Here is a 14,611-nt window from a genome sequence, read left to right on the forward strand (position 1 = left end):
CTGGCGTCCTTTGCCCGCCTGTGTAGGATTATTTCAAACAAACAAGTTCGCATATAAGAACAGGTGGGGGAGACTTCCGAATGCAACAATCCGACTCTGTTGCCGCTTCGACCGCGGGCGTCCACGTGTCTCTGCCCTCGCGATCTTCCTCCTTGAGCTGGAGGGTCGTGGCTTCCAGCTACGTCGGCAGCGTTGTCGAGTGGTTCGACTTCTTCATCTACAGCGTCGCGAGTGCTTCCGTTTTCAACGTGCTGTTCTTTCCGAACGAGTCCGAGGGCGTCGGCACGCTCCTGGCGCTGGCGACCCTGGCCATCGGGTATCTGGTCCGCCCCATCGGCGGCGTGATCTACGGGCATTTCGGCGACCGCATCGGCCGCAAGAAGATGCTGGTTTCCAGCATCGTGCTGATGGGCGCCGCCACTGTCGTCATCGGCTTCATGCCGACCTATGCGCAGATCGGCGCGCTGGCACCGATCCTGTTGCTGACCCTGCGCGTCATCCAGGGTCTCGCCGTGGCCGGCGAATGGGGTGGCGCCTTGCTGATGACGCTGGAGCACGCGGGCAAGGGCCGGCGCGGCGTGAGCAGCTGCGTCATCGGCATGGGGCAGTGCACGGGCCTCATGCTCGGCACCTTCGTGTTCAGCCTCGTGTCTCGGCTGCCGCAGGACCAGTTCCTGTCCTGGGGCTGGCGGCTGCCCTTCCTGGGCGCGGTGGTGCTGATCGCGCTGGGCCTTTGGATGCGCCTCGGCATCGAGGAGAGCCCGGTGTTCCTGAAGCAGAAGCAGATGGAAGCGCGGCAGCCGGTGGCCAGTGCGCGACCGCCCATCATGGACGTCCTGCAGCATGGCTGGCGGCAGGTGCTGCAGTGTTTCATGATGGTGCTGGGCCCGTTCTCGATCAGCGCGCTGATCAGTCCCTTCTGCATCTCCTATGCCGTGCAGGCCGGCTTTCCCCGCGTGACCGCGCTGAACGCGGCCACCGTCGCCGCACTGTGCCAGGTCGTCGGGATGCTCGTCGGCGGCTGGCTTTCGGACAAGGTGGGCCGGCGGCCCGTCTTCATGGTCGGCGCCGTGCTGATGGCCGTGTGCAGCTTCATCATGTTCCGCAACGCCTCTTCGGGCGACGCCGGGCTGCTGACCCTCGGCTTCGCCCTCGCAGGCCTGTCGCACGGCTTCATGTTCGGCCCGCTCGGCGCCTTTATCGCCGAGCTGTTCCACACCGGTACGCGCTTCACCGGAGCCTCGCTGGGCTACCAGCTCGGCGGCGCCTTCGGCGGCGGCGTCGCGCCGGTGATCGGCACCTCCCTGGTGCTGCTGGCCGGCGGGCCGCCCAACATCGGCTACCTGCTGGTTTTCTCCACCCTGGTCTGCGTGTGCAGCTTCGTTGTCGCCGTCCTGTCCCGTGAAACCTACCGCGACGACCTGACGGAAGTCGGCACGGGCCCCGCGGCCTGAGCCCCATGCGTCAGCCAGGCCAACCGACCCGCTACGGGGATCAAGCAATGAGCGAAGCAATCTCAGCCCGTCCGCCGGCGGCCCGGCGCTATGTCGTGGCCCGCAAGGACGACATCGCGGAAGGCGACCGCCTCATCGTCGAGGTGGCCGGCCGCGAGATCGGCATCTACCACGTCAACGGCGCCTTCTACGCGCTGCTCAACCGCTGCCCGCACCTGGGCGGGCCGCTGTGCCACGGCCAGGTGGTCACCGAGGTCACGGCCGCGGTGCCGGGCGAGGTGCGCGGCAACCCCGACAAGGTTTACGCGACCTGCCCCTGGCACAACTGGGAATTCGATATCCGCACGGGGCAGTCCTACTGGAACCCCAAGGGCCTGCGCGCCCGCCCGTTCAACGTGGCGCTGGAAGCGGGCGAATCGCTGCGCGAGGCGCTGGAAAGCGGCAGTGCCGAGCGTGTCCCGGGTCCCTACGCCGCCGAAACCATCCCCGTGGCCGTGGAGGACGAATACCTGGTGCTGAGCCTGCGCCCGGTGCGGGAGCAGCCCCCCATGCCCGTAGGGGCTCCCGCCGGCTGCGTCCCCCCTTCCACGACTTCCCTGGAGAAGACGTCCCGATGAGCTCCCTGCTGCTGCTGGATCAGCCGCGCGACGCGCTGTGGTCCGGCCCGGTCGTCGACTGCGACGTGCACGCCAACGTCCCCAGCCTCGACGCCCTGTTCCCCTACCAGGACCCGGTCTGGGTGGAAGCGGCGCGCGAGCGCGGCTTTCGTGGCCCGGCCGGCCTGCCCCTGACCTATCCCCCGGCGCTGCCGACCACGGCGCGGCCCGAATGGCGCCCGGCCGATGGCCGCGTGCCGGCCTCCGACCTCGGCCTGGTGCGGGAGCACGTGCTCGACCGCGGGCGGGTCGAGCACGCGATCCTGAACTGCTACTACGCCGTGGACAGCCTGCGTCACCCGGACTGGGCGGCGGAGCTGGCGCGCTCGATCAACAACTGGCTGATCGCCGAGTGGCTGGACAAGGAGCCGCGCCTGCGCGCCTCCCTGGTCATCCCGGCGCGCGATCCCGCCGCTGCGGCGGCCGAGATCGACCGCGTCGGCGGCCACCCCGGCTTCGTGCAGGTGCTGCTGCCCGTCCGCTCGGAGCGGCTTTACGGTCAGCGGGTGTTCTGGCCGATGTTCGAGGCCATCGAGCGCAACGACCTCGTGGTCGGCCTGCACTGGGGCGGCGTGGCGGAGAACGGCCCGACGCCCACGGGCTACGCCTCCTGGTACGTCGAGGAATATGCCGAGGAGCCGCAGGTCTACGGTTCCCAGCTCACCAGCATGATCGTGGAAGGGCTGTTCCAGAAGTTCCCGAAGCTGCGGGTCTCGATGCTGGAGGGCGGCTTCACCTGGCTGCCGACCTGGAGCTGGAACCTGAACAAGAAGTGGAAGGGCCTGCGCCGGGAGTTCCCCTGGGTGGACCGCCTGCCGACGGAGATCATCCGCGACCATTTCCGCTTCTCCATCGCACCCGCCGACATGGGCCCGCCGGAGCAGATGCGCCGCATCCTGCACTGGCTCGGCACGGAGGACCTGCTGATGTATGCCAGCGATTATCCGCACCTGAACACCGACGATCTCGGCGCGCTGCTGGCGCTGATGTCGCCCACCATGCAGGCCAACGTCATGGCGGACACCGCCCGGCGTTGGTACCGGCTCTGACATGGCCTACGCGTTCCAGGTGGACCATGCCGGCCGCGCGGGGCTTCCGGTGCCGCAGTTGCGGCGCCGGCTGCGGCAGGGGGAGGCGCTGGTGGGCAGCGCCTGCTACCTCGGCAGCCCGATCGTGGCGGAGCTGATGGCCGGGATCGGCCTCGACTTCGTCTACATCGACCAGCAGCACGGGCTGACCTCCTACGACACCATGCTGGCGATGGTGCGGGCCTTCGACCACACCGCCACGGCACCCATCGTGCGCGTCGCCGCCAATGATGCCAGCCTGATCGGGCAGGTGCTGGATGCGGGGGCGGATGGCGTCATCGTGCCCATGGTGAACTCCCGCGCCGAGGCGGAGCGCGCGGTCGCCGCCTGCCGCTACGGGCCGCACGGCACCCGCAGCTACGGCCCGCTGCGCGCCGCCGTGACGCGCGGCGGCAGCATCCGCGACGCCGATGAGCGGGTGCTCTGCCTGGCCATGGTGGAAACCGCCGCGGGCGTCGAGCATGTGCGCGAGATCGCCGCCACGCCGGGGCTGGACGGCATCTATATCGGCCAGGCCGACCTGGCGGTGAGCCTGGGCCTGGAGCCTGAGCTGCGCATCCAGCCCGGTGCGCATGAGCAGGCGATCAAGACCATCCTGGCCGCCTGCCAGGAGGCCGGCATCGCCGCCGGCATCAGCGGCGACCCCGCGGCCACGCGCGCGGCCGGGTTCCGCATCGTCACCACCGGTTCCGACCACGGCTTCGTCGTCTCCGGCATGCAGGCACTCCAGGCCAGGTTGCGGGACCAGGAAAAGGGAAGAAAGGCATGAGCGGCACCATCGAGACGGTGACCGGGCCGATCCAGGCCGAGCAGCTCGGCGTCACGCTGATGCATGAGCATATCTTCGTCCGCAACCTGGAGCTGGAAGCGAACTTCCCCGCGCCGGAGTGGGACGAGGAGGTGTTCATCCAGCGTGCCCGCGAGGGCCTGCAGGCGCTGATGGCGCGCGGCATCCGGTCGATGGTGGACCTGACGGTGATCGGGCTGGGGCGCGACATCCACCCCATCATCCGCATCGCCGAGGGGCTGGATTTCAACATCATCGCCGCCACCGGCTACTACACCTTCAAGGACCTGCCGTCCTTCTTCCACAATCACGGTCCCGGGCGGATGATCGAGGGGCCGGACCCGCTGCACCAGATGTTCGTGCGCGACATCCGCGAGGGCATTTCCGGCACCAGGGTCAAGGCCGGCATCATCAAGGTGGCCACCGACAAGCCCGGCTTCACGCCGGACGTGACCCGCGTGTTCGAGGCGGCGGTGCGCGCCCACAAGGATACCGGCGTGCCGATCACCACCCATTCCGACGCCGCCGAGAAAGGTGGCCTGGAGCAGCAGGACTTCTTCCGCCGCAACGGCGTGGACCTGACGCGCACCGTGATCGGCCATTGCGGTGACTCTGATGACTTCGACTACCTTCAGCGGCTGATGGATGCGGGATCCTTCATCGGCATGGACCGCTTCGGCCTCACCTGGTTCGCGACGGACGAGGCCCGCACGCGCACGGTGGCCAAGCTGTGCCGGCGCGGCTACGCGGACCGCATGACGCTGTCGCACGACGCCGGATACTACAGCGTGAACTCCGAACCGTCCTATCGCGACAAGGCGCTGCCAGCCTGGAAGCACACGCTGATCAGCGACGTCATCATCCCCAGGCTGCGGGAACAGGGCGTCACCGAGGCGCAGCTGCACCAGATGATGGTGGTGAACCCGACCCGCATCCTCGCTGCCCGCTGAACCGCACGCCAATTTCCCTCCCAACAGATTTCAAGAGGCTCGGATGAACATCGCAGCCCCGATGTCCCCCGTCACCGACCGGATCGCGGTGATCGACGCAGACTTCCACCCGATGCCCGTACCGTCGGACCCGCAGGTGGCCGTGCACATGTCCCAGCGCTGGCGCGACTATATCGCCCAGTACGGCATGGGCTTCAGCTACTCCGGTCTTTATGCGCCGGCGCAGCGCGAGTTCACCCATCGCCTGGATGCCGTCAAGGACAGCCGCGTCGGCATCGACCCGCTCTGGGCCAAGGAGCAGGTGCTCGATCCCTTCGACATGTCCGGCGTGGTGCTGACCTGCCCGCAATCCTACATCCTCAACTCCGGCGGCAACATGCCGGTGGAGCTGTCGATGGAACTGGCCCGCGCCTTCAACAACGCGCTGGCCTATACCTGGATGGCGGCGGACCCGCGCTACTACGCCGCCATCGTCATCCCGCGCGACCTGCCGAACGTGGCCGCCGAAATCCGCCGCTGCAAGGAAGGCGAGTACGGCGACCGCTTCGTGTCCGTGCTGATGTCCCCGGCAGGACAGGAGCCGCTGGGCCGCCAGCGCTATTGGGAGATCTTCGAGGCCTGCACGCACTACAACCTGCCCATCACCTTCCACGTGCCCGGCATGGGGCGACAGATCACGGCGGCCGGCAACACCAACTTCTATGGCGAGATGCACATGAACTTCGCATCCCTGCCCATGACGCTGGTGCCCAGCCTGATCTTCGAAGGCGTGTTCGAGCGCTTCCCTTCCCTGCGCGTGGCGCTGATTGAACTCGGCTGGTCCTGGGCCGTGCCGTATTCCTGGCGGCTGGACGCGGCCTGGACGAAGCTGCGGGGCGAGGTGCCGCATCTTCGCAGCAAGCCTTCGGACTACATGCGCAAGCATTTCTGGTTCACCACCCAGCCGATCGAGGAGCCGGAGCGGCTGGAAGACACCGAATCCGTCTACGAGATGCTGGAAGAATCCGGCTTCGCCGACCGGCTGATGTTTTCCTCCGATTACCCACACTGGGATTTCGACTCCCCCTACGAGTCCGTGCCGGAAACCTTTCCCCTCGCGCGCCGGCGGCGGATGCTCGGGCAGAATGCCAGCCAGCTCTTCGGCATCCCGCTCAAGCCCGGCTCGGGCATCCGGGCCAACGCCTCGGCCGGGTGACCGGGCGAAGGCATCGGGTAAAACGGGAGGGCGGCATCGTGAACCTGTTCGGATTCGACCTGCGGTGGACGGCACCGGAAACGCTGGTCACCGTGGAAGATTATCGCCGCGCGGCGCGGCGCCGCCTCCCGGCGATGGTCTGGAGCTACGTGGATGGCGGCGCCGAGGGCCTGGAAACCCTGCGGGACAACCGCGAGGCTTTTTCCCGCTGGGCGCTGCGGGCGCGGATGCTGGCTGGCAACGGCACGCCGTCGCTCGCGACAACCGTGGCCGGCGTGCCGCTCTCGATGCCGGTGCTGTTCGCGCCCACCGGCTTCCTGGGCCTGTCGCAATGGCAGGGTGACCTCCACGCCGCCCGCGCGGCGGCGGCAGCCGGCACGCGCTACGTGGTCAGCACCGCCTCCTCCTGGTCGCTGGAGGAAATCGCGCAGGCCTCGCCGGAAGGGCATTTCTTCCAGCTGTATCCTCGCGAGGGCGATATCGCCGCGAAGCTGATGCGCCGCGCCTGGAATGCCGGCTACCGCACCATGATGGTGACGGTGGACGTGCCCGTGGTCGGCAACCGGGAAGCGGAGCGGCACACCGGCATGGGCATTCCGCCGGTGATGACGCCGCGGCGCATGCTCAACATCGCGCGCTACCCTGGCTGGGCCATCAACGCGCTGCGGCACCAGCGGATCGGCGGGCGCAACCTGGTGAATGGCGCCGGCATCGCCGCGGCGGTGGAGGCCGCCGAGATCCAGAACCGGCAGATGGTGCAGGCGACGTTGAACTGGAACGACTTCCAGTGGATGCGCGAGCAATGGAAGGGCAAGCTCTACATCAAGGGAATCCTCGACCCTGAGGATGCCGTGCGCGCCGTGCGGATCGGCGCCGACGGCGTGGTGGTGTCCAACCATGGCGGGCGGCAGCTCGATTTCGCGCTGTCCTCGCTGGAAGCGCTGCCGGGCGTGGTGGCGGCGGTGGGCAACCGGGCGGAAGTGCTGCTGGACAGCGGCGTGCGCCGGGGCACCGACGTGCTGAAGGCGCTGGCCCTCGGGGCGCGCGCGGTGATGGTCGGTCGTCCCTACGTCTACGGCGTCACCGTGGGCGGTGAGCGCGGTGCGCGCGGCGTTCTCGACATCTTCCGCACGGAAATGGAGCGGAGCCTGTCGTTGATGGGCTGCCCCTCGGTGGAAGCCCTGGATCGCTCCTGGGTCGTGCCGCGCCAGGCTGGCACCCAACACGCCGCAGCCCAGCGAGAGGCGACGCCGGTGCTGCTGCAGGAGCACGCGGCATGATACCCGCGCTGTCGGCGGCCGACCCGCATGCCAACGGCCTGGCGACCGGCTGCTACCCCGGCGTGACGCCGCGGCTGATGCTGCCGGGCGACCTGCGCGAGGATCTGGCGGCCTATCGCGCGGCCGGCGGCTACGCGCCCATCGGCGACGGTGCGGCGCTGATCGAGGCGGTGGAGGCAGCACAGCTGCGCGGGCGCGGCGGCGCCGCCTTCCCCATGGCGGTGAAGCTGCGCAGCCTGGCCGACCAGCATGGCGAGAAATACCTGCTGGCCAACGGAGAGGAAGGCGAGCCGGCGTCGATCAAGGATCGCTGGCTGCTGCGGCGCCGCCCTCATCTCGTGCTCGACGGCGTGCTGCGCGCGGCAGTCGCGATCGGTGCAAGCCGCGCCATCCTTTATGTCTCGGACGAGGCGGCGGCGCGGAGCGTTGAGGCCGCCGTCGCGGAGCTGGGCGAGACGGTTGTGCCGCTGTCCCTTCACCAGGTGGAACCCGCCTACGTCGCCGGCGAGGAAACGGCGGCGGTGCGCGCGGTGAACGGCGGCCCGGCCAAGCCGACCGACAAGCCGCCGCGCCCGTTTCAGTCCGGCGTGGCCGGGCGGCCCACCCTGGTCGCCAATGTGGAAACCCTGGCCAACCTGCCCTTCATCGCCACCGAGGGCGCGGGGCGGTTCCGCGAACATGGCGACGGCACCGGCTCCCCCGGAACCTTTCTGATGACCGTGAGTGGCGCCTGCCGTCGTCCGGGCCTCTACGAGGTGCCGATGGGCGTCACGCTGGGGCAGGCGCTGGAAGCGCTGACGGGCCTCCAAGGCACGCCGCACGGCTTCCTGATGGGCGGCTTCTTCGCCGGGCTGATGGGGCCGCGCGCTCTGGAGGTGGAACTGAGCTACGACCGGCTGCGCGCCGCGGGCAGCGGCCTCGGCTGCGGCGCCGTGGTGGTGGTGGGCCCGGATGACTGCCCGGTCTCGGCCGCCGCCGACGTGCTGGCCTATTTCGCGCGGGAGAATGCCGGCCAGTGCGGCGCCTGCATGCGCGGCACCCCGGCCATGAGCAAGGTCGCCGACGCGCTGTCCCGCGGCACGGCCACGGCGGCGGAGGTGGAAAAGCTGCGCGGCTGGTCGGTTTCGCTGATCGGCCGTGGCGCCTGCAATCTTCTGGATGGCGCCGCCTTCGTGGCGGCATCGCTGTTCCGCGAATTCCCGGATGAGGTGGACACGCATCTCGCCGGCCGGTGCGAGGCCTGCGCAAGCCAGATGTCAAATCCGGCCGCGAGCCGGTTCTGCATTGCCTGAGGAGGAAATCATGGACGAAACCCCGAGCAAGCCGATGAAGGTGAAGCTGAACAAAGCCGTCTGCGATGGTTTCGGCACCTGCGGCGTCCATGCCCCGGAGCTGTTCGACATCGACGAGTGGGGCTATGCCAGCCTCAAGGGCGACGGCACCGTGCCGGCGGGCCAGGAAGGGCAGGCCCGCCGCGCCATCATCGACTGCCCCGTGCATGCGATCGTTGAAGAAAATTGAGCCAGGAGCCGTTTAGCACGCCGGTGTGTGGCGTTGTGGCCGGTGCCGTCCGGTCCCACATGGCCGAGACCATGCCCTCTTTGCCTGCACCGCGCGGTCCGCTGTCGATGGAGCGGATCTTCGGCATCATCACGAGCATTGCGTCGAATGCGCGCGGCAAGTCCCTGACGCAGTTGAGCCACGAGCTCGACACGCCGAAGACCAGCCTGCTGAACCTTCTGCCGGGGCTTACCGCGGCCGGTTACCTGTTGCGAGATGGGCATCAATACCGCCTGGGACCCAAGGCGTTCCAACTGGCTGGCGCCATCCTGCACTCCAACCAGGAGGTCGCCAGCATCGTCCGTCCTCTCCTGCAGCGCCTGGCCACCGATACGGGCAAGACCGTGACATTCTGCGTCCTGGCCCCGGACGAACGCGCGATCCTGCACATCGTGAAGGAAGAGAGCCGGGCGGCGATGCGCTTCGTCGTGGATGAAGGGCACCGCGCCCCGTTGCACAGCACCGCCGGGGGGCGCGTGATCCTGGCCTTTCGGCCGGGCAACTGGGTCGAGCGCTTCGTGAACCATGCGCGCCTCACGCCGCAGACCCGCCGGACGATCACCTCCGCCGACGCTCTGTGGTCTTCCATCGAGGAGGTGCGCCGTGTCGGCTACGCCATCACGCGTGGCGAGACATATGACACGGTGGGTGCCGTAGCGGCGCCGGTTCATGGCACGGAGGGTTTCATCGGTGCCGTCGTGGCGGCCGGTGCCGTGGAAAGCGTGATCGAGAACGAGCAGGCGCTGAGCGCCGCCGTGCGCAACACCGCCGACGATCTGTCGTCTTTGCTACGAGGCCGTTCGGCGTCGGAGGACCAGCCATGACGCTGACGATGCAGGATGCCGCAACAGCCGAGGCGGTCTTGGAGCCCGACCTGCCGATCATCGATCCGCATCACCACCTCTGGGATGGGCCGCAGCCACGCTACTTGTTCGACGACCTGTTGGCCGACCTCGACAGCGGCCATGCCGTGGAGGCCACGGTGTTCGTCAATTGCTGGGCCATGCTGAAGGCCGACGGGCCGGAAGAGATGCGTCCGATCGGCGAGGTCGAGTTCGCCAATGGCATCGCGGCCATGAGCGCGAGCGGCAAGTACGGCCCGACGAAAGTTTGCGCCGGCATCGTCGGGGATGCCGACCTGCGGCTCGGCGCGGCGGTGGAGCGGGTGCTGGAGCGGCAGGAGCGCGCCGGCGGCGGCCGCTTTCGCGGCATCCGACACATCCTGGCACATGATCCGCAGGTGAAGCTGTTGTCGCCGCCGGGCGTGATGGCGACCGCCGGCTTCCGCGAGGGCTTCGCCCGGCTGCAGGCGCTGGGATATACCTTCGACGCCTGGATGTACCACCCGCAGCTTCCCGAGCTGGTTGATCTGATGGAAGCCTTCCCTGAGGCCAAGGTCGTGCTCAACCATGTCGGTGGCCGCATCAATGTCGGCACCTACGCGCAGGACCAGGACGCAGTGCGCGCGGCCTGGCTGCGAGACCTCACAACATTGTCGCGCTATCCCAACCTGCACGTGAAGCTGGGCGGCCTCGGTATGCCGTTCTACCGCCTCGGTTTCGACAGAACGACACGGGACGCACCGTCCGCGGAACTGGCCGAGGCGTGGCGGCCGTTGCTGGAGCCGTGTATCGAACTCTTCGGCACCCGGCGCTGCATGTTCGAGAGCAACTTCCCGGTGGACAAGGATTCCTGTTCCTACCGAAATCTGTGGAATGCCTTCAAGCGGATTGCGGGGTCGAGCTCAGCGACCGAGAAGAGCGACCTGTTCAGCGAAACGGCACGTCGCTTCTACCGCTTATGAGAAGCCTCGACACACGCAACGACTGGCCTCGCTCGACCTGGTGAGCGAGGGGAGGGCCTGCTGGAACATCGTCACCTCCGCGACGGACATGGAGGCATGGAACTTCCTCGTGTCCTGGGATGAAGGGTGGCGCGGGGAGCACGGATCCCGCGAGCGGGCCCGAGGCCGCGCGGCACCGGTGTCAGAGCGCGCCGGCCTCGACCTTGCTCCAGCCACGCAGCGCGGCGTCGTCCGGCATGGCCCCGTCGAACCACAGGCTGGCGCAGACGCGGGAGATGACGTCGCCGTCGTGGCCGATATGCGGCACCGGCACCAGCGTCCAGTTGCAGGCCACGCCGCGCCGCGCCGCTTCGGCCTGTCCGGCGGCCAGGTAGTTGTGCGCGCGGGCGAAGCGGTGCGGCCCCTGCGCGAGGGCGCCCGGATTGGCCGGCAAGCTGGGGCCGGAGGTCTCGATATCCTGCTCGCCCGCCAGGATCAGCAGCGGAAAGCGCAGCAGGCGCAGCAGCTCCGCCTCGCCGAGTCCGATGCCGCCCAGGCCGTCGGGGAAGTTCCGCTCCAGCGTCGGAAGCGTGTACCAGCCGGGGTTGCCGACCGCGATGGCCTCGAAGATGTCCAGCGGCTGGGTGGAGGCCATGCGGTGGCCGAACTGCCCGCCGGCCGAATGGCCGAAGAAATGGGCCTTCTCCCGCCGCGTGATGCCGGCCTGCCGGAGCCAGGCGAAGACCCGCGCGGGAATGGCGTAGCCCCACTTCTCGCGCGGCTGCACCGTGCCGTCCTTCAGCAGAACATGGCCGTTGTTGTAGACCTCTGCGCCCGGGTAGTTCGCGTTGTCGAAATTGGGCGCCACGATCAGCAACCCGTGCCGGTCGGCGGCGGGGATCCAGAAGTCACGGTAGTCGTCGCCGTTGCGGTTCATGCCGTGCTGCACCAGCACCACCGGGCTGTCCGGCGTGAAGCTGGCGGGGCGGTAGGTGTGCAGCACCAGCGGCCGCGTCGGGTCGCCGGCCTCGTCGGTGAAGGGGATTGCGGCACGGCCGGGGGCGGCGAGCGCCTGGGCCAGGGTATCGGCAAAGCTCATCGAACAGTCCTGCTGAAGGGCGGCGCGCGGCGCAGCATCATTCGGCGGCCGTGACCTCGGTCGCCATCGTGGTCTGGTCCACGCGGCCAGGATAGGCCAGGCCCTTGCGGAAGGCCCAGACCGCGCTTTCGAACTGGACCGGAATCACCGGCATCTGTTCCAGCGCCACCTTGCCTGCTTCCTGCAGCAGCGCGACGCGCGAGGCGTCGTCCATGGTGCCCATGGCCCGACCGGCCAGCGCGTCGAAGCGCGGGTCGGACCAGCCGCCATAGTTGCTGGTGCCGAGGCCACGCGCCGGATCGCTGGTCATCAGCCAGGTGCGGAAGAACATCAGCGTTTCCGCCGCATCCGAGCCCCAGCCGCCCATGGCGACGCTGAACTCCCGCTTGCCGCGGCGGCCGAAGAAGACGGAGGAGGGCATGGTGTCCAGCTCCACCTTCACGCCGATGCGCTGCCAGTACTGCGCCAGCACCTGCGCCAGCCTGGCATCGTTGATGTAGCGGTTGTTGGTGGCATGAAAGGTGAAGGAGAAGCCGTCGGCGTAGCCCGCCTGCTTCAACAGCTCCCTGGCCTTCGCGGGGTCGTAGGGCAGCACCGGCAGGCCGGGGATGGTGCCGGCCATGCCGTCGGGCAGGAACTGCGCGGCCGGCAGGGCGATGCCGTCCATCACCCGGGTCTCGATGGTCTTGCGGTCGATGGCGAGCGACAGCGCCTGCCGCACCCGCGCGTCCTGCAGCGGGTTCTTGCCCTCGCCGCCGTTGACGAAGGGGCTGGGGCTGCGGCCGGTGTCGAACTGGATGAAGATCTGCCGCGTGGTCGGCTTGGTGGCGATGCGGAAGCCCGTATTTTCCCGCAGGCGCGGCAGGTCGCCGGTGGCGGGGCTCTCGATCACGTCGTAGTCGCCCGCCAGCAGCGCGGCGAGGCGCGGCCCGGCGGCGGTGACCGGCGTCAGGCGCACCACCTGCCACTGCGGCTTCTCGCCCCAGTAATCCTCGTTGCGCCGCAGCTCGGTGACGGCGTTGCGGCTGTAGCTCGCCAGCTTGTAGGGGCCGGTGCCGATGGCGGCGGAGGTGTCGTTGAACTGCGCGGCGGACGGCCAGGGGCCGGCGAAGCCGCAGTCCTCGCCCTTTGAGAAGTCCAGCCTGGCCTGGTTGATCAGGCTTTGCGGCAGGATCGTCAGGTTGCTGATGTCGCTCAGCAGCAGCGGCTCGGGCTCCCTGGTGGTGACGCGGATGCTGTGCTCGTCCAGCACCTCCACCTTTTCCAGCCGGCGCACGATGCGGGAGTAGGACTGGACGACCTCGTCCTTGTTGTTCTGGGCACGGCAGAAGGTGAAGAGCACGTCGGCCGCCGTGAAGGGCTGGCCGTTGTGGAACCGCACGCCGGGGCGTAGCCGGAAGGTCCATTCGCGGTCGCCGTTCCGCGTCCAGCTCTCGGCCAGGGCGGGCCGGACGGTCAGATCCGCATCCAGGTCCACCAGCGCCTCGAAAACGTGCTGGCGCAGGGTGTTGTTCGGCGTCAGCGAGTAGTTCAGCGGATCGGCCGAGGTGGTTTCGGCGGACAGCGCGATGCGCAGCGTTTGCGCGCCGGCGGGCGGGGCGGCGGCGCCCAGGAGGAGGACCAGCGCCGGCAGCAGCGAGCGACGGGCCAGTCTGGCGGTGAATCCTGTCATGGGCGGTGTCCCCGGCGCTCGTGACCACACAGGATGCCCGTCCGCAGCACAAGCAGGATACCTGCCGGGGCCGCCCGATCCGCTGCCCGCGGCCGCCCGCCCTTCGGCTGCTTCCACGGCAGCGGCGGTTCCGCCGCCGCGCGGAGGTCATGGGGAGCGGGGAGTGTCATTCCTCCCCGACGCCTCACCTCAGCCTTGTTGAGCTCCGAGTCGTCATCTGGTGGTGGTAATGAAGGCCACAGCCTAGTTCGCCGATCCCGGTTCGGAAAGGCGGGCGTGCCGCTCCGCCTTGATGCTGTCAGGCAGCACCCGGTTCAGGACGCGGCCCTCGAAGCTGACGGCGAGGCCGCCGCCGAAGACCTTGTCGCGTCCCGCCATCAGCGCCTCGAAGCCCTGGCAGGCGACATCGGCCGGATCGGCCTTCGGCCCGGCGCCGACTTTCGTGTCGTCCTCGCCGGCCTTGTGGAAGAATGCCGTTTCGGTCTGCTGCGGCAGCAGGGTGGTGACGGTGACGCCGCTGTCCTTGAGCTCGGTGCGGATGGCCTCGGCGAAAGACAGCACGAAGGCCTTGGAGGCGCCGTAGACGGCCTCGAAGGGCACGGGCGTGGTGCCGGAGATGGAGGAGGTGAACAGGACGCGCCCCTCGCCGCGCTGCACCATGGCGGGCAGCAGGCGCTTGGCCAGGTGGACCACCGCGACGACGTTCAGCCGCAGGAGCGAGAGCTCGTCCTCGAGCGCCGTGGTGCGATCGGCGACGCCCGGCACGAAGGCGCCGCCCGCACCGATGCCGGCGTTGATGGCGAGCGCGTCCAGCGGGCGGCCGGTGTCCTGGATGGCCCGAACCAGCGCCTCGACGCCCTCCTCGGTCGACAGGTCGGCGGGTGCGACGGTGACCTCGGCGCCCAGGTCGCGCAGCATCGCTGCCGCCTCGTCGAGACCCTGGCCGCGGGAGGTCACCAGCAGATCGAAGCCGTGGCTGGCGAACTGCCTGGCGAGCTCCAGCCCGATGCCGCTCGAAGCCCCCGTCACCACGGCAAATCCTGCTCTGGCCATGTGTGGTTCTTTCCGCCGTTGTGTTGCCCCATCG

Annotated in this window: 14 protein-coding genes; 11 read left to right on the forward strand and 3 right to left on the reverse strand. The window is 68.8% G+C overall.

Annotated features, from left to right (window positions below; all coding sequences use genetic code 11):
• The first annotated feature begins 167 nt into the window (after positions 1 to 167).
• Genes ACFFGY_RS01185 through ACFFGY_RS01235 form a run of 11 tightly spaced genes read left to right on the forward strand, consistent with a single transcriptional unit; the run spans position 168 to position 10,774 of the window.
• On the forward strand, positions 168 to 1,454 hold the full coding sequence (locus ACFFGY_RS01185) for an MFS transporter (RefSeq protein ID WP_377042526.1): 1,287 nt from the start codon (positions 168 to 170) through the stop codon (positions 1,452 to 1,454).
• 47 nt (positions 1,455 to 1,501) lie between these two features.
• Positions 1,502 to 2,071, forward strand: a complete 570-nt coding sequence (locus ACFFGY_RS01190) for a Rieske (2Fe-2S) protein (RefSeq protein ID WP_377042527.1) — start codon at positions 1,502 to 1,504, stop codon at positions 2,069 to 2,071.
• A complete protein-coding gene (locus ACFFGY_RS01195; protein ID WP_377042528.1) occupies positions 2,068 to 3,159 on the forward strand; it encodes an amidohydrolase family protein in 1,092 nt (363 codons plus the stop codon). The genes ACFFGY_RS01190 and ACFFGY_RS01195 overlap by 4 nt, the downstream gene beginning before the upstream one ends.
• Position 3,160: 1 nt before the next feature.
• Positions 3,161 to 3,967: an HpcH/HpaI aldolase family protein gene (locus ACFFGY_RS01200; protein WP_377042529.1), complete on the forward strand. Its 807-nt coding sequence runs from the start codon at positions 3,161 to 3,163 to the stop codon at positions 3,965 to 3,967.
• A complete protein-coding gene (locus tag ACFFGY_RS01205) occupies positions 3,964 to 4,935 on the forward strand; it encodes a phosphotriesterase family protein (protein ID WP_377042530.1) in 972 nt (323 codons plus the stop codon). The genes ACFFGY_RS01200 and ACFFGY_RS01205 overlap by 4 nt, the downstream gene beginning before the upstream one ends.
• Positions 4,936 to 4,978: 43 nt before the next feature.
• Positions 4,979 to 6,130, forward strand: coding sequence for an amidohydrolase family protein (locus tag ACFFGY_RS01210; RefSeq protein ID WP_377042531.1), 1,152 nt, complete (start codon positions 4,979 to 4,981; stop codon positions 6,128 to 6,130).
• A 38-nt stretch (positions 6,131 to 6,168) separates the two neighbouring features.
• Positions 6,169 to 7,410 carry an alpha-hydroxy acid oxidase gene (locus ACFFGY_RS01215; protein WP_377042532.1) on the forward strand — a complete coding sequence of 414 codons (1,242 nt, stop codon included), beginning with the start codon at positions 6,169 to 6,171 and terminating at the stop codon, positions 7,408 to 7,410.
• Positions 7,407 to 8,702 carry an NADH-ubiquinone oxidoreductase-F iron-sulfur binding region domain-containing protein gene (locus ACFFGY_RS01220; protein ID WP_377042533.1) on the forward strand — a complete coding sequence of 432 codons (1,296 nt, stop codon included), beginning with the start codon at positions 7,407 to 7,409 and terminating at the stop codon, positions 8,700 to 8,702. Before ACFFGY_RS01215 ends, ACFFGY_RS01220 begins: the two co-directional genes overlap by 4 nt.
• A 10-nt stretch (positions 8,703 to 8,712) precedes the next feature.
• A complete protein-coding gene (locus ACFFGY_RS01225) occupies positions 8,713 to 8,931 on the forward strand; it encodes a ferredoxin (protein WP_377042534.1) in 219 nt (72 codons plus the stop codon).
• A 59-nt stretch (positions 8,932 to 8,990) separates the two neighbouring features.
• Positions 8,991 to 9,794: an IclR family transcriptional regulator gene (locus tag ACFFGY_RS01230; RefSeq protein WP_377042535.1), complete on the forward strand. Its 804-nt coding sequence runs from the start codon at positions 8,991 to 8,993 to the stop codon at positions 9,792 to 9,794.
• Positions 9,791 to 10,774: an amidohydrolase family protein gene (locus tag ACFFGY_RS01235; RefSeq protein ID WP_377042537.1), complete on the forward strand. Its 984-nt coding sequence runs from the start codon at positions 9,791 to 9,793 to the stop codon at positions 10,772 to 10,774. The genes ACFFGY_RS01230 and ACFFGY_RS01235 overlap by 4 nt, the downstream gene beginning before the upstream one ends.
• A gap of 181 nt (positions 10,775 to 10,955) precedes the next feature.
• On the opposite strand, the gene ACFFGY_RS01240 is transcribed toward ACFFGY_RS01235, so the two are convergent.
• From ACFFGY_RS01240 to ACFFGY_RS01250, 3 genes are all read right to left on the reverse strand, one after another.
• Positions 10,956 to 11,852 (reverse strand): alpha/beta hydrolase, encoded by an 897-nt coding sequence (locus ACFFGY_RS01240; RefSeq protein ID WP_377042538.1) that lies wholly within the window; start codon positions 11,850 to 11,852, stop codon positions 10,956 to 10,958.
• A gap of 37 nt (positions 11,853 to 11,889) precedes the next feature.
• Positions 11,890 to 13,524, reverse strand: a complete 1,635-nt coding sequence (locus tag ACFFGY_RS01245) for an ABC transporter substrate-binding protein (protein WP_377042539.1) — start codon at positions 13,522 to 13,524, stop codon at positions 11,890 to 11,892.
• 243 nt (positions 13,525 to 13,767) lie between these two features.
• Positions 13,768 to 14,577 (reverse strand): SDR family NAD(P)-dependent oxidoreductase, encoded by an 810-nt coding sequence (locus ACFFGY_RS01250; protein ID WP_377042540.1) that lies wholly within the window; start codon positions 14,575 to 14,577, stop codon positions 13,768 to 13,770.
• Positions 14,578 to 14,611: the final 34 nt, after the last annotated feature.

The sequence above is a fragment of the Roseomonas elaeocarpi genome, assembly GCF_042433915.1.
Taxonomy (GTDB): Bacteria; Pseudomonadota; Alphaproteobacteria; order Acetobacterales; family Acetobacteraceae; genus Roseomonas; species Roseomonas elaeocarpi.